The sequence below is a fragment of the Streptomyces chromofuscus genome (assembly GCF_015160875.1).
Lineage (GTDB): Bacteria > Actinomycetota > Actinomycetes > Streptomycetales > Streptomycetaceae > Streptomyces > Streptomyces chromofuscus.
This window is the reverse complement of the sequence record NZ_CP063374.1, coordinates 2132115-2155710: the sequence shown is the minus strand read 5'-3', so window position 1 is coordinate 2155710 and position 23596 is coordinate 2132115. Positions and strand designations below refer to the sequence as shown.

21 protein-coding genes are annotated in these 23596 nt (G+C 71.2%); 11 read left to right on the top strand and 10 right to left on the bottom strand.

Annotation, left to right across the window (positions count from 1 at the left end):
* The first annotated feature begins 70 nt into the window (after window positions 1-70).
* Window positions 71-1192, top strand: coding sequence for an IS630 family transposase (locus IPT68_RS09690; protein ID WP_308438856.1), 1122 nt, complete (start codon window positions 71-73; stop codon window positions 1190-1192).
* A gap of 29 nt (window positions 1193-1221) precedes the next feature.
* Here the strand turns inward: IPT68_RS09690 and IPT68_RS09685 are convergent, their stop codons facing one another.
* The 6 genes from IPT68_RS09685 to IPT68_RS09660 form a co-directional block, all read right to left on the bottom strand.
* Complete coding sequence (locus IPT68_RS09685; RefSeq protein ID WP_189702450.1) at window positions 1222-1863, bottom strand: hypothetical protein; 642 nt, start codon at window positions 1861-1863, stop codon at window positions 1222-1224.
* 95 nt (window positions 1864-1958) lie between these two features.
* Window positions 1959-2945 (bottom strand): zinc metalloprotease, encoded by a 987-nt coding sequence (locus tag IPT68_RS09680; protein ID WP_189698973.1) that lies wholly within the window; start codon window positions 2943-2945, stop codon window positions 1959-1961.
* Window positions 2946-3263: 318 nt separating this feature from the next.
* Window positions 3264-4925 (bottom strand): alkaline phosphatase D family protein, encoded by a 1662-nt coding sequence (locus IPT68_RS09675; RefSeq protein ID WP_189698972.1) that lies wholly within the window; start codon window positions 4923-4925, stop codon window positions 3264-3266.
* Window positions 4926-5051: 126 nt separating this feature from the next.
* Entirely contained in the window at window positions 5052-5852 is an 801-nt protein-coding gene (locus IPT68_RS09670; RefSeq protein ID WP_189698971.1) for a DsbA family protein, read from the bottom strand.
* A 147-nt stretch (window positions 5853-5999) separates the two neighbouring features.
* Window positions 6000-6695 (bottom strand): hypothetical protein, encoded by a 696-nt coding sequence (locus tag IPT68_RS09665; RefSeq protein ID WP_189698970.1) that lies wholly within the window; start codon window positions 6693-6695, stop codon window positions 6000-6002.
* A 79-nt stretch (window positions 6696-6774) separates the two neighbouring features.
* Window positions 6775-8103, bottom strand: a complete 1329-nt coding sequence (locus IPT68_RS09660; protein ID WP_189698969.1) for a DUF2252 domain-containing protein — start codon at window positions 8101-8103, stop codon at window positions 6775-6777.
* Window positions 8104-8425: 322 nt separating this feature from the next.
* Between IPT68_RS09660 and dnaE the strand changes: the two genes are divergently transcribed.
* Window positions 8426-11965 carry a DNA polymerase III subunit alpha gene (gene dnaE / locus IPT68_RS09655; protein ID WP_189698968.1) on the top strand — a complete coding sequence of 1180 codons (3540 nt, stop codon included), beginning with the start codon at window positions 8426-8428 and terminating at the stop codon, window positions 11963-11965.
* Window positions 11966-12057: 92 nt separating this feature from the next.
* Here the strand turns inward: dnaE and IPT68_RS09650 are convergent, their stop codons facing one another.
* The gene (locus tag IPT68_RS09650; RefSeq protein WP_189698967.1) at window positions 12058-12222 is read right to left on the bottom strand and encodes a hypothetical protein; all 165 of its coding nucleotides are present in this window, start codon (window positions 12220-12222) and stop codon (window positions 12058-12060) included.
* A gap of 231 nt (window positions 12223-12453) precedes the next feature.
* Here IPT68_RS09650 and IPT68_RS09645 point away from each other — a divergent pair, with 231 nt between their 5' ends.
* The 4 genes from IPT68_RS09645 (at window position 12454) to IPT68_RS09630 (ending at window position 16415) form a co-directional block, all read left to right on the top strand.
* Window positions 12454-13671 (top strand): NYN domain-containing protein, encoded by a 1218-nt coding sequence (locus IPT68_RS09645; protein WP_189698966.1) that lies wholly within the window; start codon window positions 12454-12456, stop codon window positions 13669-13671.
* A 141-nt stretch (window positions 13672-13812) separates the two neighbouring features.
* Entirely contained in the window at window positions 13813-14787 is a 975-nt protein-coding gene (locus IPT68_RS09640) for an ABC transporter ATP-binding protein (protein WP_189698988.1), read from the top strand.
* Between the two features lie 79 nt (window positions 14788-14866).
* Window positions 14867-15688 carry an ABC transporter permease gene (locus tag IPT68_RS09635; RefSeq protein ID WP_189698965.1) on the top strand — a complete coding sequence of 274 codons (822 nt, stop codon included), beginning with the start codon at window positions 14867-14869 and terminating at the stop codon, window positions 15686-15688.
* A 34-nt stretch (window positions 15689-15722) separates the two neighbouring features.
* Window positions 15723-16415 (top strand): AAA family ATPase, encoded by a 693-nt coding sequence (locus tag IPT68_RS09630; protein WP_189698964.1) that lies wholly within the window; start codon window positions 15723-15725, stop codon window positions 16413-16415.
* A 252-nt stretch (window positions 16416-16667) separates the two neighbouring features.
* Here IPT68_RS09630 and ybaK read toward each other — a convergent pair whose 3' ends face one another.
* The 3 genes from ybaK to IPT68_RS09615 all read right to left on the bottom strand — a co-directional run bounded on the left by ybaK (window position 16668) and on the right by IPT68_RS09615 (window position 19591).
* A complete protein-coding gene (gene ybaK / locus IPT68_RS09625) occupies window positions 16668-17171 on the bottom strand; it encodes a Cys-tRNA(Pro) deacylase (RefSeq protein ID WP_189698963.1) in 504 nt (167 codons plus the stop codon).
* 28 nt (window positions 17172-17199) lie between these two features.
* On the bottom strand, window positions 17200-17940 hold the full coding sequence (locus IPT68_RS09620) for an LON peptidase substrate-binding domain-containing protein (protein WP_189698962.1): 741 nt from the start codon (window positions 17938-17940) through the stop codon (window positions 17200-17202).
* Between the two features lie 70 nt (window positions 17941-18010).
* Window positions 18011-19591, bottom strand: a complete 1581-nt coding sequence (locus tag IPT68_RS09615) for an oxidoreductase (RefSeq protein WP_189698961.1) — start codon at window positions 19589-19591, stop codon at window positions 18011-18013.
* Between the two features lie 186 nt (window positions 19592-19777).
* Between IPT68_RS09615 and hisD the strand changes: the two genes are divergently transcribed.
* Genes hisD through hisH form a run of 5 tightly spaced genes read left to right on the top strand, consistent with a single transcriptional unit; the run spans window position 19778 to window position 23595 of the window.
* Window positions 19778-21103 (top strand): histidinol dehydrogenase, encoded by a 1326-nt coding sequence (gene hisD / locus IPT68_RS09610; RefSeq protein ID WP_189698960.1) that lies wholly within the window; start codon window positions 19778-19780, stop codon window positions 21101-21103.
* Entirely contained in the window at window positions 21100-22206 is a 1107-nt protein-coding gene (locus tag IPT68_RS09605) for a histidinol-phosphate transaminase (RefSeq protein WP_229818426.1), read from the top strand. The genes hisD and IPT68_RS09605 overlap by 4 nt, the downstream gene beginning before the upstream one ends.
* Window positions 22203-22796, top strand: coding sequence for an imidazoleglycerol-phosphate dehydratase HisB (gene hisB, locus IPT68_RS09600; RefSeq protein WP_189698958.1), 594 nt, complete (start codon window positions 22203-22205; stop codon window positions 22794-22796). Before IPT68_RS09605 ends, hisB begins: the two co-directional genes overlap by 4 nt.
* Entirely contained in the window at window positions 22793-22957 is a 165-nt protein-coding gene (locus IPT68_RS09595) for a hypothetical protein (protein WP_189698957.1), read from the top strand. The genes hisB and IPT68_RS09595 overlap by 4 nt, the downstream gene beginning before the upstream one ends.
* Entirely contained in the window at window positions 22954-23595 is a 642-nt protein-coding gene (gene hisH, locus IPT68_RS09590; RefSeq protein ID WP_189698956.1) for an imidazole glycerol phosphate synthase subunit HisH, read from the top strand. Before IPT68_RS09595 ends, hisH begins: the two co-directional genes overlap by 4 nt.
* Window position 23596 lies beyond the last annotated feature (1 nt).

Below are 23596 nucleotides of genomic sequence, written 5' to 3'. Positions count from 1 at the left end.
TGGTTCGCCGGGTTGGTGGTCGGGGCGGTTGGATGTTGCGTGACGTCCGATCCGAGTGCTGGGGGGTGCGGTGGCTGAGCCTGTCCGCGTGCGCAGGTTGACCGACCAGGAGGGGCAGAAGCTGCAGCAGATCGTGCGCCGGGGCAGCACCAGTTCGGTCCGCTTCCGACGCGCGATGATGCTGCTGGCGTCGGCCGGTGGGAACCGGGTCCCGGTGATCGCCCAGCTGGTGCAGGCCGATGAGGACACCGTCCGGGATGTGATCCACCGGTTCAACGAGATCGGCCTGGCCTGTCTGGACCCTCGGTGGGCGGGAGGCCGTCCCCGCCTGCTCAGTCCTGACGACGAGGACTTCGTCGTCCAGACGGCCACCACCCGCCCGACCAAGCTCGGCCAGCCCTTCACTCGCTGGTCCATCCGCAAACTGCTGGCCCACTTGCGGAAAGTTCATGGGCGGGTCATCCGCATCGGCCGCGAGGCGTTACGCCGTCTGCTCGCCCGCCGCGGCATCACCTTCCAGCGCACCAAGACGTGGAAGGAGTCCCCGGACCCCGACCGCGAGGCAAAGCTGGACCGGATCGAGGAGGTCCTGGACCGCTTCCCGGACCGGGTCTTCGCGTTCGACGAGTTCGGCCCGCTCGGCATCCGCCCCACCGGCGGTGCGGGCTGGGCCCCCGCCAGTCACCCCGAGCGGCACCCGGCGACCTACCACCGCACGCATGGCGTCAGGTACTTCCACGGCTGCTATTCGGTCGGTGACGACACGCTCTGGGGCGTCAACCGCCGGAAGAAGGGCGCCGCGAACACGCTGGCCGCGCTCAGATCGGTCCGGGCCGCCCGACCGGACGGCGCCGCCATCTACGTCATCCTGGACAACCTGTCCGCCCACAAGGGCGAGACGATCCGCCGCTGGGCGAAGAAGAACCGTGTCGAGCTGTGCTTCACGCCGACATACGCGTCCTGGGCCAACCCCATCGAGGCGCACTTCGGGCCGCTGCGGCAGTTCACCATCGCCAACTCCAACCACCGCAACCACACCGTGCAGACCCGGACCCTGCACGCCTATCTGCGCTGGCGCAACGCGAATGCCCGTCACCCCGACGTGCTGGCAGCCCAGCGCCGCGAGCGCGCTCGCATCCGCAGCGAGAAGGGCATCCGTTGGGGCGGACGTCCCCTCGCCAATGCCGCTTGACAAGTCCGGCGACCTTGCCCGGCCGGGTCCTAGCAGTAGCCGTCCACCCTGGCGCCGGCTGGAGCGAGGTTGGGCCAGGAACGTCCCGCCCTGTCGGAGGCAGCGGACCGTAGGAGGTCAAGAATCGTGCACCCCGGGTAGCCCCGAAAACTCGCGTAGGTGCCCCGGTAGTAGCAGCTCCAGTAGCTCACGACCCGCCGTTGAGTGCGCGCGAAGAAAGCAGGATTGTCCACGATGAACTGCCCGTAAGCGAGGTGGCCGCAGGTGCCGGGCGTGGCGAGATCACGGAGCTCATCGCAGATGACGACCAGGATCTCCACGACGTACTCGCCAACCAGCTGCACGACGAAGGGGACGACCCATGGGTCCGTGGAACCAACGACCTTCTCCAGGTGGCGCTGCCTGACCATGCCGTCGCAGTGCCTTGAGTACAGGCAGTGCAGAAGCTGTTGTTGGCGCGACGAAAGCGACGCCACCCTGTCAGTTGGCGGCTCGTCGTTGTAGAGGCGCCCGGGGATCAAAACCGGCTGGCCCTCAACAGCGACCGAGAACGAGGCATGCGGCTGGAGCCGAGAATCAGGCATCACCGCCAGGACTGCCTCGGCATCGCTTGCAAGCTCGGCTGGGAACGCCGTGATCAACGGATTGCTGCGGTCGGAAAGCGGCTGCACGAGCCGAGCATAGGCGGATGCCTCGGCCAGGTAGCTGGCATTAATGGCCCCACACCAGCCCAACCCGGCGAAGGTATGCGGTCAGAGCACTAGGCTCAGCCGGCCGCGCGGTACGCGGCCCAGTTCTGCTGCATGCGCGTCACCTGGCCGGAGGTGAACTGGTACATGCAGGAGTCGTAGGTGTAGTCCATGAAGTTGTGGATCGGGTCGACGCCCGCCTTGCGGGTGCAGGTGTCGCGGCCCTCGGGGCACTGGTAGGCGGCGCTCTTCTCGGCCGGGGTGTCCTCGACGTAGTCGCCGTTGCCGTTACAGCCGCCCTGGAAGGTGTGGTAGAGGCCCATCCAGTGGCCGACCTCGTGGGTGGCGGTGTCGCCCTCGTTGTAGTTCGCCGCGGAGCCGCCCGGCAGGGAGGCGTCCAGGAGCACCACGCCGTCCATGGACGGGCTGGACCGGTAGGAGCTGGGGAAGGTGGCCCAGCCGAGCAGGTTGTCGCCGAGGTTGGCGGTGTAGACGTTGAGCGCGTTCGCGCCGCCCTTGCGCAGGGCGGACTTCATCGCCTTCTCCTCCGCCGAGCCGTAGCCGACGTCGTACCAGGCGGCGTTGTCGGTGTAGTCGGTGCCGGCCAGCGTGAACTGGAAGCCGGAGTCGGTGTTCCCGGTGCCCTGGCCGGCGAAGGCCGAGTTGAGCACGTTCATCTGGGCGGTGATGTCGGCGGAGTCGAGCTGTCCGGTGGCGCCGTCGTGGATGACGTGGAAGTACACCGGGATGGTGGTGCTCGCGGCGGCCGCCGTGCCCCGGCCGTCCGCGCGCAGCCCGTCGAGCTTCTTGCGCAGGTCGGCGTCCATCGCCTCGGCCTTGGCGGCGCTGATCTCGTTGGGCTCGGCGATGTGTTCGCCGCTGCCGGGACGGACCTCGCGGGCCGCGGAGTGGCCGGCCTCCCCGTGGCACTCGGCGGCCGGAGCCTGGGCCGCCGCGATTCCGGTGGGCGCGGAGAGAGGGGTGAGCATCAGTGTTCCGGCCACGACGGTGGTGGCGAGAAGGCGTCTGCGCGTGGAGGGCGATATCCGGGCAAGCGCACGCATGCTGGCTCCTGATGGATGCGGTGGGGAGAGGCGGACAGGGGTCTTCCTGGCCGCCGCCCGGAGATTACGTGGGCATGCTCATGGCAGAAGAGGAGCGATCAGGCCCAAACAAAGACCTGGCAAACGGGGGCAATTGGTGAGATGAATTGTTTCTGCGTCTGGAGGGCGAGATGCCGCCGTAACGAGTTCGGTGACGGGGCGGGTGATGTGTCCGGATTCGCCGTGCGGCTCGCACCACCCGCCGTAGCGAGGTCATCCGGCCTTAACAGCTCTCGATCGAGCCCTCATTGGCCGGAAATGGTTCCCCGCGTCCCGCTGTCACACCGGGTCGTACGTCCGCTCGACCTTCTGCGTGCCGCTGCGCGTGCGGTAGGAGCGGCTCCAGGAGGCCGTCGCGCCGGCCTGGGTGCGGTCGGACAGGACGTAGTAGTCCATCTGCGCGCGCTCGCCGGTGATGTCCAGGACGCCGTAGCCGTGGCGGTCGGTGTCGACCCAGTGGACGTGCCGGTTGGCCGCGCGGATGACCGGCGAGGCGACGGCGGAGACGGTGCCCTCGGGGACCTTCACGAGGTCGTCGAGGTTGTCGGAGGTGACCGAGGTGACCACGAACTCCGTGGCGGCGGACGCCGACAGCGGATACGTGCCGGCGTTCACCGGGACGTCGTTGGCCCAGGCCATGTGGATGTCGCCGGTGAGGAAGACCGTGTTGCGGATCGCGTTCGACCGCAAATGGGCGAGGAGTTCGCGGCGGTCGTCGGTGTAGCCGTCCCACTGGTCGGTGTTGACGGCCAGGCCCTCCTGGGGCAGGCCGAGCAGCTTGGCCAGCGGCTTCAGCAGCTCGGCGGAGAGCGAGCCGATGGCGAAGGGCGCGATCATCACCGAGTTGCCGACCAGCCGCCAGGTGGTGTCGGAGGACTTCAGGCCCGCCTTGAGCCAGTCGAGCTGGGCGCGCCCGGTGAGCGTGCGGTCCGGGTCGTCGACGTCGCCGTCGCCGAGGGAGACCTGCTGCGAGCGGAAGGACCGCAGGTCGAGCAGGGAGAGGTCGGCGAGCTTGCCGAAGCGCAGCCGTCGGTAGGTGGTGCCGGCGATGGCGGGGCGGACCGGCATCCACTCGAAGTAGGCCTGCTTGGCGGCGGCCTGGCGGGCGGCCCAGGCGCCCTCGGCGCCCTCGGTGTGGTTCTGGGCGCCGCCGGACCAGGTGTCGTTGGCTATCTCGTGGTCGTCCCAGATCGCCACGACCGGGGCGGTGGCGTGCAGCGCCTGGAGGTCGGGGTCCGTCTTGTACCGGCCGTGCCGGATGCGGTAGTCGGCGAGGGTGAGGATCTCGTGCGCGGGGGCGTGCGAGCGGACGGAGGTGCCCCGGGTGCCGTACTCGCCGGCGCCGTACTCGTAGATGTAGTCGCCGAGGTGCAGCCAGGCGTCCAGGTCGCCGCGGGCGGCGAGGTGGCGGTAGGCGGCGAAGTAGCCGGCCTCCCAGTTGGCGCAGGAGACGACGCCGAAGCGGAGGCCCGCGACCGCCGCGTCGGCGGCGGGAGCCGTGCGGGCGCGGCCGGCCGGGGAGTCGGTGCCACCGGCGGAGAAGCGGAACCAGTAGTCGGTGGCGGGCGCGAGGCCGCGGATGTCGGCCTTGACCGTGTGGTCGGAGGCGGCGGTCGCGGTGGTGGAGCCCTTGGCGACGACGTTCGTGAACGCCTTGTCCGTGGCCACCGTCCAGCCGACCTCGATGTCCGGGCCGAGTCCGGAGCCGGGCGTCGCCTCGGCGGTGGGGGTCACCCGGGTCCACAGCAGGATGCCGTCCGGGAGCGGGTCCCCGGAGGCGACGCCGTGCAGGAAGGCGGGGGTTGTGGTGGTGGCGCGGGCGGGCAGGGCGCCGGCGAGCGGGGCGGAGAGGACGGCTCCGGCGGCGGCCGCCTTGACGACCGTACGGCGGCGCGGAGCGGGGGAGTTGAGGCCTGTGTGGGATCTGTGTCGACTGGTCACGGGCGATCAGATTACTGACCGGTAGCGCTTTCGGTAAGGGACGCGTACGCGAAGAGCGGGCGAACCGGTGAGAGTTCGCCCGCTCGTTCTGCGCGCTTCCGTACCGCGTTACCGCCTGACGCCGTGTTACTTGGTGACGCCCGCGTCCTTGAGCGCCGTCTCCCACTCGGCGACGGTGCTCGGGTTCTCGATCACCTTGTCGTTGATCTTGATGGTCGGGGTCGACGTGACGTCCTTCGTGTTGTCGAAGGAGTCGCTCATCTTCATCGCCCAGGCGTCGTACGTGCCCTTCTCGACGGCGTCCTGGAACTTCTTGTTGTTCTTCAGCGCGTCCACCGTGTTCGCCACCTCGATCAGGTAGCTGTCCTTGGCGAACTCGTCGCTGGACTCCTCCGGGTGGTACTTCGCCGAGTACAGCGCGGTCTTGTAGTCCAGGAACGCCTCGGGGCCGACGTTCAGCGCGGCGCCCAGCGCGCTGAGGGCGTTCTTGGAGCCCTCGCCGCCGAGGTTGCCGTCGAGGAAGGTGCCGAGGGTGAAGGAGAGCTTGTAGTCGCCGTCCTCCATGCCCTTGTTGACGGTCTCGCCGACGGTCTGTTCGAAGGAGGCGCAGGCCGGGCAGCGCGGGTCCTCGTACAGGTGGACCACGTTGTCGGTCTTGGAGTCGCCGACGAGGACCGTGGTGCCGTTCTTGCCGGAGGTGTTGGCCGGGGCGACGACCTTGGCGTCGGCGGCCGCCTCCCAGGCGCTCGGCTGGCTGGTCCGGACGACGGCGTAACCGATGCCGCCGGCCACCGCGAGGACGCCGACGACCGAGCAGGCGACGATGACCTGCCGCCTGACCTTGGCCCGCTTGGCCTCGCGCTCGCGCTCGGCCCGCAGCCGCTCGCGGGCCGCCATCTTCGCCGCCTGGCTGTTCCGCTTGCTCATGATGATGATCTCCGTGTGGGACGCGCACATGTCGTACGCGGGATACGTGTGAGGGGTGTGGGTCGTGCTCGGGGCGCCGCGCTCGGGCGGCGGCCCGGGTGTCGCTCGAGTCCGGCGCCGCTCGGCGGGCGGTCGGCGGTGGGCCGGTCAGACGGCCGGAGCGAGGGAGCACGGCGGGCCACGCCGTCCCAGGGAGTGGGTGAGGAGCAGGTCGCGCGCGGGGGTCGTACGGCGCGTGGGGCGGGGCAGCCGGGGGGCCGGCGCCGCGGGGCGTACCGTCCGTGCGGCGACCGCCAGCAGCAGCGGTCGGAACGTGGTCGCGGCCATCGCGCTCAGCAGCTGGGCCAGGGCCCGCTCGCCGCGGCGCAGCCAGGCCGCCGCGAGCAGGCCGACGCCGACGTGGGCGCCGAGCAGCAGCCAGGCGGTCTCCGGGTGCGCGTGGGCGAGGACGGCGGCGACCCGGTCCGTGCCGCCGGTGGTGCCGGCCATCCGCGCCAGGGACGACCCCACCTCGCCGCCGCACAGCACGTCCAGGCCGACCGAGCGCAGCGGACCGGCGACCGGGCCGCCCGCCCGGCCGTAACAGGCGTGCTGACCCGCGGTGAACACGGTGTCGGCGGCCAGCTCCAGCGGGATCAGCAGCACGGCGATCCGGCCGAAGCCGCGCTCCCGGCCGGCCAGGGCATAGGCGAGGAGGAACACGGCGGCGGCGATCGCCGCCACCGTGCCCAGCGGCAGCGGGGCCCGGGACAGCAGCACGTGCGACGCGGTGCTGAGCGTCACGACGATCGCCGTGAACAGCGCCGCGCGTACGGCTCTGAGATGTGTCCCGGATATGTCCATAGCGGGGAGAGTGTGTCACGGACTGCGGTAAGGGACTCCTAAAGGGTCCCTGTGAAGTCCTGGGGCGGTCGGGGTGCGGTCACAGGCCGGGGATCCGGCCGTTGCGGAAGAGGTCGACGAAGATCTGGTGGTCGGCGCGCGCACGGGCGCCGTAGGTGTGGGCGAAGTCGACCAGGAGCGGCGCGAGGCCCTCCTCGTCGCCCGCGAGGGCCGCGTCGATGGCCCGCTCCGTGGAGAACGGCACCAGGTCGGAGTGGCCGGAGTCGTCGTCGGCGGCCGAGTGCATGGTGGCCGTGGCCCGGCCCAGGTCGGCGACGACCGCGGCGATCTCCTCCGGGTCGTCGATGTCGCCCCAGTCCAGGTCGACGGCGTACGGCGACACCTCGGCGACCAGCTGGCCCGCGCCGTCCAGCTCCGTCCAGCCGAGCCACGGGTCGGCGTGCGCCTGGAGGGCGCGCTGGGAGATCACCGTGCGGTGGCCCTCGTGCCGGAAGTACTCGCGGATCGCCGGGTCCGTGACGTGCCGGGAGACGGCCGGGGTCTGCGCCTGCTTGACGTAGATCACCACGTCGTTCTCCAGGGCGTCGCTGTTGCCCTCCAGCAGGATGTTGTACGACGGCAGGCCGGCCGAGCCGATGCCGATGCCGCGGCGGCCGACGACGTCCTTCACCCGGTACGAGTCCGGGCGGGCCAGCGAGGACTCCGGGAGTGTCTCCAGGTAGCCGTCGAAGGCGGCGAGGACCTTGTAGCGCGTGGCCGCGTCCAGCTCGATGGAGCCGCCGCCCGGGGCGAACCGGCGTTCGAAGTCGCGGATCTCGGTCATCGAGTCCAGCAGCCCGAACCGGGTCAGCGAGCGGGCGTCGCGCAGCGCGTCCAGCAGCGGGCCCTGCGCGGTGTCCAGGGTGAAGGGCGGCACCTCGTCGCTCTTGGCGCCGGTGGCCAGCGCGCGCACGCGCTCGCGGTAGGCGACGGCGTAGATCGTGACCAGCTCGGTGATCTGCTCGTCGCTGAGCGCCTTCGCGTACCCGATGAGGGCGATGGAGGCGGCGAAGCGCTTGAGGTCCCAGGTGAAGGGGCCGACGTACGCCTCGTCGAAGTCGTTGACGTTGAAGATCAGCCGGCCGTTCGAGTCCATGTACGTGCCGAAGTTCTCCGCGTGCAGATCGCCGTGGATCCACACGCGCGAGGTGCGCTCGTCCAGGAACGGTCCGCCGCGCCTCTCCGCGTCCAGGTCGTGGTAGAAGAGGCACGCCGTGCCCCGGTAGAAGGCGAAGGCGGAGGCCGCCATCTTGCGGAACTTGACGCGGAACGCGGCCGGGTCGGCGGTGAGCAGCTCGCCGAAGGCGGTGTCGAAGACGGCGAGGATCTCCTCGCCGCGTGGCTCGTCGTCGAGCAGCGGGAACGACATCGCTGAGTGCCTCCTGGTGCGGGGTCGTGCGTGACCTGTGGGACGGATGGCGCGTGCCCGTGGCACGGGGCGTCCGACATCTTCCAACGCGCGAAGGTACGCGGGAGTGCCCGCCCGCCGTCACCCGTCCGCCACCCCTCGTCGGGGCGCTTCGCGGCACAGTATCCATCCGGGTGTCAGTCCCGAGGCATAGACTTCGACGCTGTCCCCCGGACTGTCCGCAGCCCGACGGACCCCCGTCGACGTACGCCCACCCGTCACCCGACCACCACCCCTCAACGAGGCGCTCCGCGCCGTACCTTTTCTTTTGGAGGCCGAAACCGTGTCGAAGCCGCCGTTCACGCACCTGCACGTCCACACCCAGTACTCGCTGCTGGACGGTGCCGCGCGGCTGAAGGACATGTTCAACGCCTGCAACGAGATGGGCATGACGCACATCGCCATGTCCGACCACGGCAACCTGCACGGGGCGTACGACTTCTTCCACTCCGCGAAGAAGGCCGGGGTCACCCCGATCATCGGCATCGAGGCGTACGTCGCCCCCGAGTCCCGGCGCAACAAGCGCAAGGTCCTGTGGGGCCAGCCGCACCAGAAGCGGGACGACGTCTCCGGTTCCGGTGGTTACACCCACAAGACGATGTGGGCGGTGAACAGCACCGGCCTGCACAACCTCTTCCGGCTCTCCTCCGACGCCTACGCGGAGGGCTGGCTGCAGAAGTGGCCCCGGATGGACAAGGAGACCATCGCCCGCTGGTCCGAGGGCATCGTCGCGTCCACCGGCTGCCCCTCCGGCGAGGTGCAGACCCGGCTGCGCCTCGGTCACTTCGACGAGGCCCTGAAGGCCGCCGCCGAGTACCAGGACATCTTCGGCAAGGACAAGTACTTCCTGGAGCTGATGGACCACGGCATCGAGATCGAGCGCCGGGTCCGCGACGGACTGCTGGAGATCGGCCGGAAGCTCGGCATCCCCCCGCTGGTCACCAACGACTCGCACTACACGTACGCGCACGAGGCGGGCGCCCACGACGCGCTGCTGTGCATCCAGACCGGCAAGAACCTCTCCGACCCGGACCGCTTCAAGTTCGACGGCACCGGCTACTACCTGAAGTCCACGGACGAGATGTACGCCATCGACTCCTCGGACGCCTGGCAGGAGGGCTGCGCCAACACCCTGCTGATCGCCGAGATGGTCGACACCACGGGCATGTTCGAGAAGCGCGACCTGATGCCCAAGTTCGACATCCCGGAGGGGTACACCGAGGTCAGCTGGTTCCGCGAGGAGACCATGCGCGGCATGCAGCGCCGCTTCCCGGACGGCATCCCGGACGACCGCATGAAGCAGGTCGAGTACGAGATGGACACGATCATCTCGATGGGCTTCCCCGGCTACTTCCTCGTGGTCGCCGACTTCATCATGTGGGCCAAGAAGCAGGGCATCGCGGTCGGCCCCGGCCGAGGCTCCGCGGCCGGCTCGATCGTCGCCTACGCCCTCGGCATCACCGACCTCGACCCGATCCCGCACGGCCTGATCTTCGAGCGGTTCCTCAACCCCGAGCGCATCTCCATGCCCGACGTCGACATCGACTTCGACGAGCGCAGGCGCGCCGAGGTGATCAGGTACGTGACCGAGAAGTACGGCGCCGACAAGGTCGCCCAGATCGGCACCTACGGCACCATCAAGGCCAAGAACGCCATCAAGGACTCCGCGCGCGTCCTGGGCTACCCGTACGCGATGGGCGACCGCCTCACCAAGGCCATGCCGCCGGACGTCCTCGGCAAGGGCATCCCGCTCTCCGGCATCACCGACCCGCAGCACCCCCGCTACTCGGAGGCGGGCGAGATCCGGGCGATGTACGAGAACGAGCCGGACGTCAAGAAGGTCATCGACACCGCGAAGGGCGTCGAGGGCCTGGTGCGGCAGATGGGCGTGCACGCGGCCGGCGTGATCATGTCCAGCGAGACCATCACGGACCACGTCCCCGTCTGGGTCAGGCACACCGACGGCGTGACCATCACGCAGTGGGACTACCCGAGCTGTGAGTCGCTCGGCCTGCTGAAGATGGACTTCCTGGGCCTGCGCAACCTCACGATCATGGACGACGCGGTCAAGATGGTGAAGGCCAACAAGGGCCTCGACATCGACCTGCTGTCCCTGCCGCTGGACGACCCCACGACCTTCGACCTGCTCCAGCGCGGCGACACCCTGGGCGTCTTCCAGTTCGACGGCGGCCCCATGCGCTCGCTGCTGCGGCTGATGAAGCCCGACAACTTCGAGGACATCTCCGCCGTGTCGGCCCTCTACCGGCCGGGCCCGATGGGCATGAACTCCCACACCAACTACGCCCTGCGCAAGAACGGGCAGCAGGAGATCACGCCGATCCACCCCGAGCTGGAGGAGCCGCTCAAGGAGGTCCTGGACGTCACCTACGGCCTGATCGTCTATCAGGAGCAGGTGCAGAAGGCCGCCCAGATCATCGCGGGCTACTCGCTCGGCGAGGCCGACATCCTCCGCCGCGTGATGGGCAAGAAGAAGCCCGAGGAGCTGGAGAAGAACTTCGTCATCTTCCAGGCCGGCGCCCGCAACAACGGCTACAGCGACGAAGCCATCCAGGCCCTGTGGGACGTGCTGGTGCCGTTCGCCGGCTACGCGTTCAACAAGGCGCACTCGGCGGCGTACGGACTGGTCTCGTACTGGACCGCGTACCTGAAGGCGAACCACCCCGCCGAGTACATGGCCGCGCTGCTCACCTCGGTCAAGGACGACAAGGACAAGTCGGCGGTCTACCTCAACGAGTGCCGCCGCATGGGCATCCGGGTGCTCCCGCCGAACGTCAACGAGTCCGAGTCGAACTTCGCCGCGCAGGGCGACGACGTGATCCTCTTCGGCCTCTCCGCCGTGCGCAACGTCGGCACGAACGTCGTCGAGTCGATCATCAAGTGCCGCAAGTCGAAGGGGAAGTACTCCTCCTTCCCCGACTACCTCGACAAGGTTGACGCGGTCGTCTGCAACAAGCGCACCACGGAGTCGCTGATCAAGGCGGGCGCGTTCGACACCATGGGCCACACCCGCAAGGGCCTGACGGCGCAGTACGAGCCGATGATCGACAACGTGGTCGCGGTCAAGCGCAAGGAGGCGGAGGGGCAGTTCGACCTCTTCGGCGGCATGGGCGAGGAGACGAGCAGCGAACCGGGCTTCGGTCTGGACGTGGAGTTCTCCACGGAGGAGTGGGACAAGACCTACCTGCTCGCCCAGGAGCGGGAGATGCTCGGTCTGTACGTCTCCGACCACCCGCTGTTCGGCCTGGAGCACGTGCTGTCCGACAAGGCCGACGCGGGCATCGCCCAGCTCACCGGCGGGGACTTCGGGGACGGCGCGGTCGTCACCATCGGCGGCATCATCTCGGGTCTGCAGCGCAAGATGACCAAGCAGGGCAACGCCTGGGCGATCGCCACGGTGGAGGACCTCGCCGGTTCCATCGAGTGCATGTTCTTCCCGGCGACGTACCAGCTGGTGTCGACCCAACTCGTCGAGGACGCCGTGGTGTTCGTCAAGGGCCGCCTGGACAAGCGGGAGGACGTACCGCGGCTGGTCGCGATGGAGCTGATGGTCCCCGACCTGTCCAACGCGGGCACCAACGCGCCCGTGGTGCTCACCATCCCGGCGGTGAAGGTCACTCCGCCCATGATCAGCAGGCTCGGTGAGATCCTCACCCACCACAAGGGCGACAGTGAGGTGCGGATCAAGCTCCAGGGGCCGACGAAGACGACCGTCCTGCGGCTGGACCGGCACCGGGTGAAGCCCGACCCGGCGCTGTTCGGCGACCTGAAGGTGCTGCTGGGACCGTCCTGCCTGGCGGGCTGAGGCCCGGCTCCCCGACGTGCGCGAGGGGCGCATCCGATGCCGGATGCGCCCCTCGTTCCGTACCTGGACCGCAACGGCCCGCTGTGCGGATGTCAGTTGTGGCCGAAGCGCTTCTGCCGGCCCTTGCGGGCCCCGTCTATGGGCGACGGCTGAGCGGCGTGCTGTTCGGACATCGGCTCCGCCGCCGACTGCTCCGACTGCTGCTGCGCGCGGCCGGTGTGCTGCTGCTTACGGTCACGGTTCTTGTTCTTGGCCATGGTGGTGCCTCCTGGGGAATCTAGGGGCCAGGGCCGGGACCAGATTCACATAGGCTGACAACGAACGCATGTCGGACAATTACCGTGTGTGACAGGGCTCGTCGGAGCGAGAGGGGCGCGCGAATCCCCGAAACGCCACGCCGAAGATCGAGTTCCGGCCGTTAACCCCCGCGTGGTCGGGCAGACTCGAAGGAAGCCCGAAGCAAACCTCCCGGAAAGAGGGTGAGTCGCGTGGACCGCTGCGTCGTCCTGGTGGACGCCGGGTATCTGCTGGGGGCCGCCGCCAGCCTCCTCGCCGGGGAGCCTTCACGGTCCCGCATCACCGTCGATCACGCCGCCCTCATCCAGGGGTTGCGCGAACGCGCCGAGTCCGACACCGAACGGCCGCTGCTGCGCATCTACTGGTTCGACGGCGCCCCCGACCGCGTCCCGCAGCCCGAGCACCGCAGACTGCGCGTGATGCCCCGCGTCACGGTACGGCTCGGCGCGCTCACGCGCAGTGACGGCCGGTGGAATCAGAAGGGCGTCGACGCAGCGATGCACGCCGAGCTCACCGAGCTGGCCCGCAACCGCGCCTGCTCCGACATCGTCCTGGTGACCGGCGACGGCGACCTGCTGCCGGGCATGATGGCCGCCAAGGAGCACGGGGTCGCCGTGCACCTGTGGGCCGTTCAGGCCGCCGACGGGGACTACAACCAGTCCGAGGACCTGGTCGCCGAGGCCGACGAGCGGCGCGTGCTCGACCGGACCTGGATCACCAAGGCGGTCCGGGCCAAGGAACTCGGCGGGATCTGCGCGCCGCCGCCCGCGCCGCGCCCGGAGATCGCCGCGATCCTGTCCGCGCCGCTGCCGGACTCCGCGCTCGCACCGGCGGCCGAGCGGCCCGCCGAGGAGCCGCCGCGCACCGCGCCGGCCGCCGCGCAGAACGGCGCCGGGGAGCGGGTGCCGGCACCGAAGGGCGTGCCGACGCCCAAGGACCTGGCGGTGCTGCGGGCACACGGGCCGCAGCCCCCGCAGCCCGCCACCGCGACCCTGCGCTGGTCCTCCGACAAGGGGTGGGTGGACCGCCCCGGAACCGCCGCGGAGCCGCCCGAGGTCGCTTCGATGCCGACGCTGGCGCAGCTCACCACGGCGGAGCAGCGCTGGGCCGACCGCGAGGAGGACATCACGACCGTCGGCGGGGACCCCTACGAGGTCGGACAGGTGTTCGCGCGGCGGTGGATGTCCCGGCTCGGCGACCAGGGCCACCTGCAGAAGCTGTCCGGAATGTACCCCCGCATCCCCCACCGGATCGACGGGGAGCTGCTGCGCTACGCCGCCCGGTTCGGGCTGCTCGCCCACAAGGACGATCAGATCGACGAGCACGACCGGTACGCGATCCGGGCCGGTTTCTGGCGGGAGATCGACGTCCGGACGGCGGCGGAACCGGCGCCCGCCGTGGAGCAGTAAGGGCGCGCGCACGTCCGGTCCGCACCGACCGGTTCGACCCCGGACACGGGCCCCCGAGGGCGAACCGCGGCGGCCGACCCCGTAGTCTCGTTCCTTGTGAGTACGCGCGCGGCACCGACCTACCGGGACAGTGGTGAGGTCGTGTGTGCGGTGCGCGGGCTGACGAAGACCTATCCGGCGGTGCGGGGCCGGCGCGGGGCGCCGGGAACGCCCGAGGTCAGGGCCACCGACGACGTGCGGCTGGAGGTGCGCCGCGGTGAGATCTTCGGACTGCTCGGACCGAACGGCGCGGGCAAGTCCACCCTCGTGCGCCAGCTGACCGGACTGATGCGGCCCGACAGCGGCAGCGTGGAGATCCTCGGGCACGACATCGTGCGCCACCCGGAGCGGGCCTCGCGGATCCTGGCCTACCTGGGTCAGGAGTCCACCGCCCTGGACGAGCTGACCGTGTCCCTCGCCGCCGAGACCACCGGGCGGCTGCGCGGCCTGGACGTGCGGCGGGCGCGGGACGAGCGGGACGCCGTGCTGGAGGAGCTGGGGCTCACCGGGATCGCCGGGCGGCCGCTGCGCAAGCTGTCCGGCGGGCAGCGGCGGCTGGCCTGTGTCGCCGCGGCGCTGGTGGGGGAGCGGCCGCTGCTGGTGCTGGACGAGCCGACCGCGGCGATGGACCCCGAGGCGAGGCGGGCGGTGTGGTCCGCCGTGGACCGGCGGCGCGCCGAGCGCGGCACGACCGTCGTGCTGGTCACCCACAACGTCATCGAGGCCGAGACCGTCCTCGACCGGGTCGCCGTCCTGGACCAGGGGCGGGTGATCGCCTGCGACACGCCCTCGGGTCTGAAGGAGCGGGTCGCCGGTGAGGTGCGGGTCGACCTCGTGTGGCGGGAGCGGGCCCCGCTGGACGTGCCGGAGGTGGCCGCGCTGCGGAACCGGGTCGTGCAGTCCGGGCGGCGCTGGACGCTGCGGCTGGCGCCGGAGGAGGCCCGCGCGGTCGTCTCGACGGTCACCGGCGGGGCCGCCTTCGCCGCGCTGGACGACTTCACCCTGACCACGCCGAGCCTGGAGGACGTGTACATGGCGCTCGGCGGGGCCGCGCGGCAAGGGCTGGTCAGGGCATGAGCGTGAGACGCCGGGCCGTCGCATCCGTACGCAACGGCAGGAAGGCCGCAGTGGAAGCGGGGAAGGGGAGCAGCGCGAGGTGAGTGTCGTACCCGCAGAGGTGCTGCCGGGCAGTGTCCTGGCCGCCGAGGAGACGGCCCGGGGCGCGGCCGAGCTCGCGCCGCCCGCGCGGCTGTGGCCGTCGCTGGCGGCCGTCTACCGGGCGCAGCTGTCCCGGGCGCGGGTGGCGCGCATTCCGCTGCTGTTCGTGGCGACCTTCCAGTCCGTCGGCATCATGATCATGATGCGGGGCGTGGTGGACGGCGGCAGCGAGGCGCAGGCCGTGGTCGCCGGGTCGTCGGTCGTGGTCGTCGCCTTCGTGGCGTTGAACCTGCTGGCCCAGTACTTCGGGCAGCTGCGCGCCACCGGCGGACTCGACCACTACGCCACCCTCCCGGTACCGCCGGCCGCGGTGGTCCTCGGAGCCGCCGCGGCCTACGCCTCCTTCACCGTGCCGGGAACGCTGGTGACCGCCGTCGTCGGCTGCGTGCTGTTCGGCCTGCCGCTGGCCAACCTGTGGATCCTGCTGGCGGTCATCCCGCTGGCCGGGGCCGCGCTGTCCGGGCTCGGCGCGGCCTTCGGGCTGCTCGCGCCGCGCCCGGAGCTGGCCACCCTGCTGGGACAGCTCGGCATGTCGGCGGCGCTGCTGCTGGGCGTGCTGCCGCCGGAGCGCATGCCGCAGATCGTGCGTTTCGCCCGGGACCTGCTGCCCTCGACCTACGGCGTCGAGGCCTACGCGCGGACCTTCTCCGCGCACCCCGACTGGACCCGGGTCGCCGCGGACCTCGCCGTGTGCGCCGGGGTCGGAGTGATCTCACTGGCCGCCGCCACCTGGGCGTACCGCCGGGCCGCCGTCCGGTGACGCGCCTCACGGACGGGCCTGGCACGATGTCAGGGTGACCGCACCGTTGACGCCGCCTCCGCCGCCGCACGAACAGTCCTCGCACAACGCGTGGCCCCCGGCCGGGGCCGGGCACGCAGTGGGCGCGCACGATCGTGCCGGCGCTCAGGGAGGCGCTCACGCCGGCAAGGGTGAGGACGGGGACGGGCCCGGGACGAGGACCGAGGTGCGTCAGGCCGCCGTGGTCACGGTGGTCCTGGCGCTGTGCGGGGTGCTGCTCGGGCTGCTGTGGAACTGGCTCGCGCCCCGGGTGCCGCTGGTCGGCGACGTGGCGAACGGCGTCTGGGTCGTCTACCTCGGGGACACCGAGGGGGAGCAGTCGGTCGGAGTCGACGGAACGTTCACTCTGCTCGCCCTGGCGTTCGGCGTGGTGAGCGCCGTCCTGGTGTTCCTGATACGGCGGCGTGGCAGTGTGCCGCACGTGGTCGCGCTGGGGGTCGGCGGCCTGCTCGGGTCGCTGCTCGCCTGGCGGGTGGGCGTGTGGCTCGGGCCCGCGCAGGACGTCCTGGCGCACGCGAAGGCGGTGGGCAAGGGCGTCACGTTCTCTGCGCCGCTGAAGCTGGCGGCGAAGGGCGCGCTGCTGGCCTGGCCGTTCGCCGGGTTGCTGATGCATCTGGGGCTCATGGCGTTGTTCGGGCCCCGAGATCCCGAGCCGGTGGGGTACGGGCCGCACGGGGAGACCCGGTAGCTGTCCCCCTTCCGTGACGCCCGGCGCCGGCTCGACGCCGGTGCCCGCAGCCGGCCGGATCGGCTGCGGGCGGCTGACCGGCGCCGGTGCCTACGACGGACGCCGTCCGTGGTTGGCCCGGCGTTTGCGTACGCGCCATTTCCGTTTCCGGGTTCTCTTCGACATGCCCTTTCTCCTTAACCGAGGAAGGGCCTGCCGTCGAGGGGTCGGGAAGGACGGGGCGGGAACCCGGACCGGGGCTGCCGCCGAGGGTCAGGCGCGGCCGATCGGGGCCAGGGTCGCGGCCGTGAGGCCGGCCAGGTCTCCCGGCGACAGCTCCACCTCCATGCCCCGGCGGCCCGCCGAGACGCAGATCGTGGTGTGGGCGGAGGCCGAGGCGTCCAGGACGGTGGGGAGCTTCTTGCGCTGGCCCAGGGGGGAGATGCCGCCGCGGACGTAGCCCGTGGTGCGCTCGGCCAGGGCCGGGTCCGCCATCGTCGCCTTCTTGCCGCCCACCGCCGCGGCGAGGGCCTTCAGGTCCAGCGTGCCCGACACCGGGACCACCGCCACCGTCAGGGCGCCGTCGACGTCCGCCACCAGGGTCTTGAAGACGCGGTCCGGTGAGACGCCCATCGCCTCCGCCGCCTCCTCGCCGTAGGAGGGGTGGGACGGGTCGTGGTCGTAGGAGTGGACCGTGAAGTCCACGCCCGCCGCCGTCAGTGCCACCGTCGCGGGCGTGCCGCCGGACTGCTGGTTCTTCTTCGGCTTCTTGGCCATCCGGGCTGTTCCCCAGGTCGTTCGAAGGTCAGTTCAGGCTGGTCGGCGACCGCGTCAGGTCCGCCGCCGGCAGTGACGGCAGCGTACGGAGGATGGCCGTCTCGGAGCGAAGGAGTTTCAGCTCGTCCCGCAGGCGGGACGCCGTGTCGGGCGCCTGGAGCAGGCGCTGCTTCGCCGGGGTGTCCAGCGTCATCGCGGCGGCCACCAGGTACGACACCACCGACGGCTCGTCCGGCAGCTCCCCGCCGGTCGACAATGACCGCTCCCGCGCCCCCGCCAGCCGCTTCTGGTACTGCCGGAACGCCCGCAGCACCCCCTCGGCCAGTGCCCCCGCCTCGTCGCCGGGCTCCTCGGTCAGCTCCTCCAGCTCGGCCGTGAGGTACGGCCCCGACGCGTCCACCGACAACAGCCGCACCCGGGTCGTCCCGGTCGCCAGCACCTCGAACGTGCCGTCGGCCCGCTCCCGGATCGTCGCCGCGTCGGCCACGCAGCCCACGCCGTGGAACGCCTTGGCCGGATCGGCGCCGAACCCGGCCGCCGGCCCCCGCTCGGGCGCCGCCGTCGGGTCGGGCATGCCGGGCGCGCTCGGCGCGACCTCGTGGCCGTCGCGGATCGCCACGACGGCGAAGCGGCGCGGTTCGTCCTCGGGGGTCTTCGCGAGCGTGCGCATCATGGCGCGGTAGCGCTCCTCGAAGACGTTCAAGGGGAGCACGAGCCCCGGGAACAGCACCGTGTTCAGGGGGAAGAGCGGCAGCCGGACGGTGGTCACGACCCAAGAGCCTAGTGGTCGCCGCGCCGTGCGCGTCCGCCCCGCCCACTCCCCGGGCACCGCGCGGCCCTCAGTCGCGCCGCAGCAGCCGTGTCGCCCCCGCCGCCACCGTCGTGGCGAGGACCCAGCCGAGCAGGACCAGCGCGGCCGCCAGCCACTGCCAGCCGCCGTCCAGGCGCCACACACCCACCTGACCCAGGTCGATCACCGGCAGCAGCAGATCGAGGGCGAACAGGGCCGGGTTCCACGGCGGCTGAACCGGGCCGCCGCCGGTGCGGGGCGGTCCGGCGTACGCGAACGCCAGCGAGCCGGCCGCCCACAGCACCGCCATCCACACCGCGGCCCGCCCCGGCCGGTACCCGTAGGCCACGGTCAGGTCCTGGGCGTACCCCCAGAGCTTGGCGGCCGGCGGCAGCGTCTCCCGGCGGCGGCGCTGCTTGGCGAGCAGCACCTCGCGCGCGTCCTCGTCCTCCCCGCTCGCCCGCAGCACGGCGGCCAGACGCTCGTACGGCTCCGGGTGGTACTCGGCGGTCGCGGCGGCCACCCACTCCAGCCGCTCGGTCAGCGGGAACGGTCCCCGCGGCACCAGGTTCTCGTAGGCGAAGCCCGGCATGTGCAGATTGCCGGGGCCCGGCCAGCTGCTCGCCCGGTCGACCAGGTTGACGACCCGCGCGCCGGACAGCACCACCTTGCCGCGCTGCGGCCGCTCCCCGAGGAAGCGCAGCTCGGGCGCCTGCACCCGGCGCAGCGACAGCTCCTGCTCGTCGGTGAGGACGAACCGGGCGCGTTCCAGGTCGACGGCGTCCCCGAACCGGCCGTCGTCGAGGCGCACCCCGCCGTGGCACTCGAAGTGCTGCATCCGCGTCCCGCGCGGCGGTGTGCGCCCGGCGAGCTGCGGGCCGCCGACGCCCGCCGGGGAGAGGTACAGCGTGCGCTCGACGGTCAGCTGCGGGGCGTTCAGCGCGAGCCGGGTGTACGGGTTGCGCAGCCGGGCCCCGCGCAGACTGAGCGAGACGCCCACGTTCGCGCTGCGCAGGCTCAGCTCGCCGTGCGACTCCAGCATCTCGGCCTGGAGGTCCTGGCCGACGGTCATGCCGTCCGCGGAGATCGAGCGGCCGGTGCGGTCCCGGTACACCACCGCCTGGTTGAGCAGCAGGTCGGTGCCGATCTGCGCGTCGGTCAGCCGGACGCCGCCCAGGAACCGGCAGCGCGGCAGGTGCAGATCGCCCTCGGTCTGCACGCGCGCCGCCTCCAGCCGCGGCACCGAGCAGTTCACCAGCCGCACGGTCGTGAACCGGGCCTCCGGCAGCAGGATCTCCCGCTCGAAGCGGCAGCTCCGCAGCTCGACGTACGGCGTGACCGTGCCGCCCGCGAGGTCCAGGCTGCCGCTGACCTGGATGCCGGTGAGCTTCAGTGAGGCCACCCGGCCCGCGAGGGCGGGCGGCCCGTCCAGCAGCAGCCAGCACACGGTGCGGGCCCGCACGGTCCGCTCCGGCCCCCACGGATGGCCGCCGTGCGGATCGTCGACGGCCGTGTCGCCGCTGCTCAGGTCGTACACGCTGCCGTTGCGGAAGGCCTGCCACATGCCCGCCTCGGCGGCGGTCAGGTCGTCCGGCAGGTCCCCGTCCCGGATGCCGGCCCCCTCGGTCACGGTGGTCCCTTCCCCCCCCCGGCTACTCATCGGTTTCGTACTGCCGTTCATGCCCGCTGAGTGACGCGCCGAACGCGCAACGTGAGGACGGTGTTCCGGCCGGTGGCGCACGGCGTGAGCGGAGTCTCGTATCAGCCACTGATACGCGCGGACGGCGCCGCGTCCGGGTCTGCGAGAATTGGGTGTGTGATCTCCCGAATCGATCTGCGCGGCGACGCCCTCCCGGAGGGTCCCGCCCTGCGCGACCTGCTGCCCCGAGCCGAATTCGACGTTCAGGCCGCCCTGGAGAAGGTGCGTCCGATCTGCGAGGCCGTGCATCATCGGGGCGACGCGGCGCTGATCGACTTCGCCGAGAAGTTCGACGGTGTCAAGCTCGACCAGGTCCGGGTCCCGCCGGCGGCGCTGACCCGTGCGCTTCAGGAGCTCGACCCGGCCGTGCGCGCGGCCCTGGAGGAGTCGATCCGGCGGGCCCGGCTCGTCCACCGCGAGCAGCGCCGCTCCACCCACACCACCCAGGTCGTGCCCGGCGGCTCGGTCACCGAGAAGTGGGTGCCGGTCGAGCGCGTCGGGCTGTACGCGCCGGGCGGCCGCTCGGTCTACCCGTCGTCCGTGGTCATGAACGTCGTGCCCGCACAGGAGGCCGGCGTCGAGTCGATCGCGCTCGCCTCCCCGGCCCAGGCCGACTTCGGCGGGCTGCCGCACCCGACGATCCTCGCCGCGTGCGCCCTGCTCGGCGTCGACGAGGTGTACGCCGCCGGTGGCGCCACGGCCGTGGCGATGTTCGCCTACGGCACCGAGTCCTGCCCGCCCGCCAACATGGTCACCGGCCCCGGCAACATCTGGGTCGCCGCCGCCAAGCGCTACTTCACCGGCAAGATCGGCATCGACGCCGAGGCCGGCCCGACCGAGATCGCGATCCTCGCCGACGCCGGTGCCGACCCGGTGCACGTCGCCTCCGACCTGATCAGCCAGGCCGAGCACGACCCGCTGGCGGCGGCCGTCCTGGTCACCGACTCCACCGAGCTCGCGGACGCGGTGGAGAAGGAACTCGAGCCGCAGGTCGCGGCCACCAGGCACATCGACGACCGGATCGTGCCGGCCCTCAAGGGCAAGCAGTCGGCGATCGTCCTGGTCGACGGCATCGACGAGGGACTGCGGGTGGTCGACGCGTACGGCGCCGAGCACCTGGAGATCCAGACGGCCGACGCCGCCGCGGTCGCCGACCGGGTGCGCAACGCCGGCGCCGTCTTCGTCGGCCCCTGGGCGCCGGTCTCGCTCGGCGACTACGCGGCCGGGTCCAACCACGTCCTGCCCACCGGCGGCTGCGCCTGCCACTCCTCGGGCCTGTCCGTGCAGTCCTTCCTGCGCGGCATCCACATCGTCGACTACACGAAGGACGCGCTGGCCGAGGTCGCGCACCACGTCGTGACGCTGGCGGAGGCGGAGGACCTGCCCGCGCACGGCGCGGCGATCAAGGCGCGGTTCGGATGGAAGGTTCCCGAGAGCAAGTGACCGGTATCGACGACCTCCCCGTACGGGACGAGCTGCGCGGCAAGTCCCCCTACGGCGCGCCCCAGCTGGACGTCCCCGTACGGCTGAACACCAACGAGAACCCCTACCCGCTGCCCGAACCGCTGGTCGAACGGATCGCCGAGCGGGTGCGTGCGGCGGCCCGCAACCTCAACCGCTACCCGGACCGCGACGCCGTCGAGCTGCGCACCAGGCTCGCCGAGTACCTGACGAAGACGTCCGGGTACGAGGTCGGCCCGGCCCACGTCTGGGCGGCCAACGGCTCCAACGAGGTCATCCAGCAGCTGCTCCAGACGTTCGGCGGACCGGGCCGTACGGCCATCGGCTTCGAGCCGTCGTACTCGATGCACGGCCTGATCGCGCGCGGGACGGGCACCGGCTGGGTCTCCGGTCCCCGCAACGAGGACTTCACCATCGATCCCGCCGCGGCCGAGCGCGCGATCGCCGAGCACCGGCCCGACGTCGTCTTCATCACCACCCCCAACAACCCCACCGGCAACGCGGTCTCCCGCGAGACGGTGGTGGCCCTGTACGACGCCGCGCAGGCGGCGAAGCCGTCGATGGTGGTCGTGGACGAGGCGTACGTCGAGTTCAGCCACGGCGACTCGCTGCTGCCGCTGCTGGCGGGCCGTCCGCACCTGGTGATCTCCCGGACCATGTCCAAGGCCTTCGGCGCGGCCGGCCTGCGCCTCGGCTATCTCGCGGCGGACCCGGCCGTCGTCGACGCCGTCCAGCTCGTACGGCTGCCGTACCACCTGTCGGCCGTCACCCAGGCGACCGCCCTGGCCGCCCTGGAGCACACCGACACGCTGCTCGGATACGTCGAGCAGCTGAAGACCGAACGGGACCGGCTGGTCGCCGAACTGCGCGCGATCGGCTACGACGTCACCGAGTCGGACGCGAACTTCGTGCAGTTCGGGCGGTTCGCCGACGCCCACGACGCCTGGCGGAAGATCCTCGACCGGGGCGTCCTGGTCCGGGACAACGGGGTACCGGGGTGGCTGCGGGTCACCGCCGGGACGCCCCAGGAGAACGACGCGTTCCTCGACGCGGTCCGTGAGTTGAAGAAGGAGCAGAGTTCATGAGCCGCGTGGGACGCGTGCAGCGCACGACCAAGGAGACGTCGGTCCTCGTCGAGATCGACCTCGACGGCACCGGCAAGGTCGATGTGTCGACCGGGGTCGGCTTCTACGACCACATGCTCGACCAGCTCGGCCGGCACGGTCTGTTCGACCTGACCGTGAAGACCGAGGGCGACCTGCACATCGACTCGCACCACACCATCGAGGACACCGCCCTCGCCCTGGGCGCCGCCTTCAAGCAGGCGCTCGGCGACAAGGTGGGCATCTACCGCTTCGGCAACTGCACGGTCCCGCTGGACGAGTCCCTCGCCCAGGTCACCGTCGACCTGTCCGGCCGCCCCTACCTGGTGCACACCGAGCCGGAGAACATGGCGCCGATGATCGGCGAGTACGACACGACGATGACCCGGCACATCCTGGAGTCCTTCGTCGCCCAGGCGCAGATCGCGCTGCACGTGCACGTGCCGTACGGACGCAACGCGCACCACATCGTGGAGTGCCAGTTCAAGGCGCTGGCGCGGGCACTGCGCTACGCCGCCGAGCGCGACCCGCGCGCGGCCGGCATCCTGCCCTCCACGAAGGGCGCGCTGTGAACGGCATCTCCACCCTGCTGATCGTCGTCGGTCTCTTCCTGGTCGGCGGCATCATCTCCTTCGCCAAGCAGCAGATGCCGAAGGGCCTCATCGTGCTGCTGTCCATCGGTGCCGCGATGTGTCTGGTCGCGGGCGTCCTGCGTCTGGAGGTGTGGAATTGAGCACCGCCAAGAGCGTCGTGGTCTTCGACTACGGCTTCGGCAACGTGAGGTCGGCCGAACGCGCCCTCGCGCGCGTGGGCGCCGACGTCGAGATAACCCGCGACTTCGACAGGGCCATGAACGCGGACGGCCTGCTGGTGCCCGGTGTGGGCGCCTTCGCCGCCTGCATGACGGGTCTGAAGGAGGCGCGCGGCGACTGGATCGTCGACCGGCGGCTGGCCGGCGGGCGCCCCGTCATGGGCATCTGCGTCGGCATGCAGATCCTCTTCGCCCGGGGCATCGAGCACGGCGTCGAGACCGACGGCCTCGACGAGTGGCCCGGGGCCGTCGAGCCGCTGCAGGCCGACATCGTGCCCCACATGGGCTGGAACACCGTCGAGGCACCGGCCGACTCCGAGCTGTTCGCCGGCCTGGACGCCGACGCGCGGTTCTACTTCGTGCACTCCTACGCCGTCCACGACTGGAGGCTCGAGACGCACAACCCGGCGATGACCGCCCCCAAGGTGACCTGGTCCACGCACGGCAAGCCGTTCGTGGCCGCCGTGGAGAACGGCGCCCTGTGGGCGACGCAGTTCCACCCCGAGAAGTCCGGCGACGCCGGCGCGCAGCTGCTCACCAACTGGATCGGAACCCTCTAGA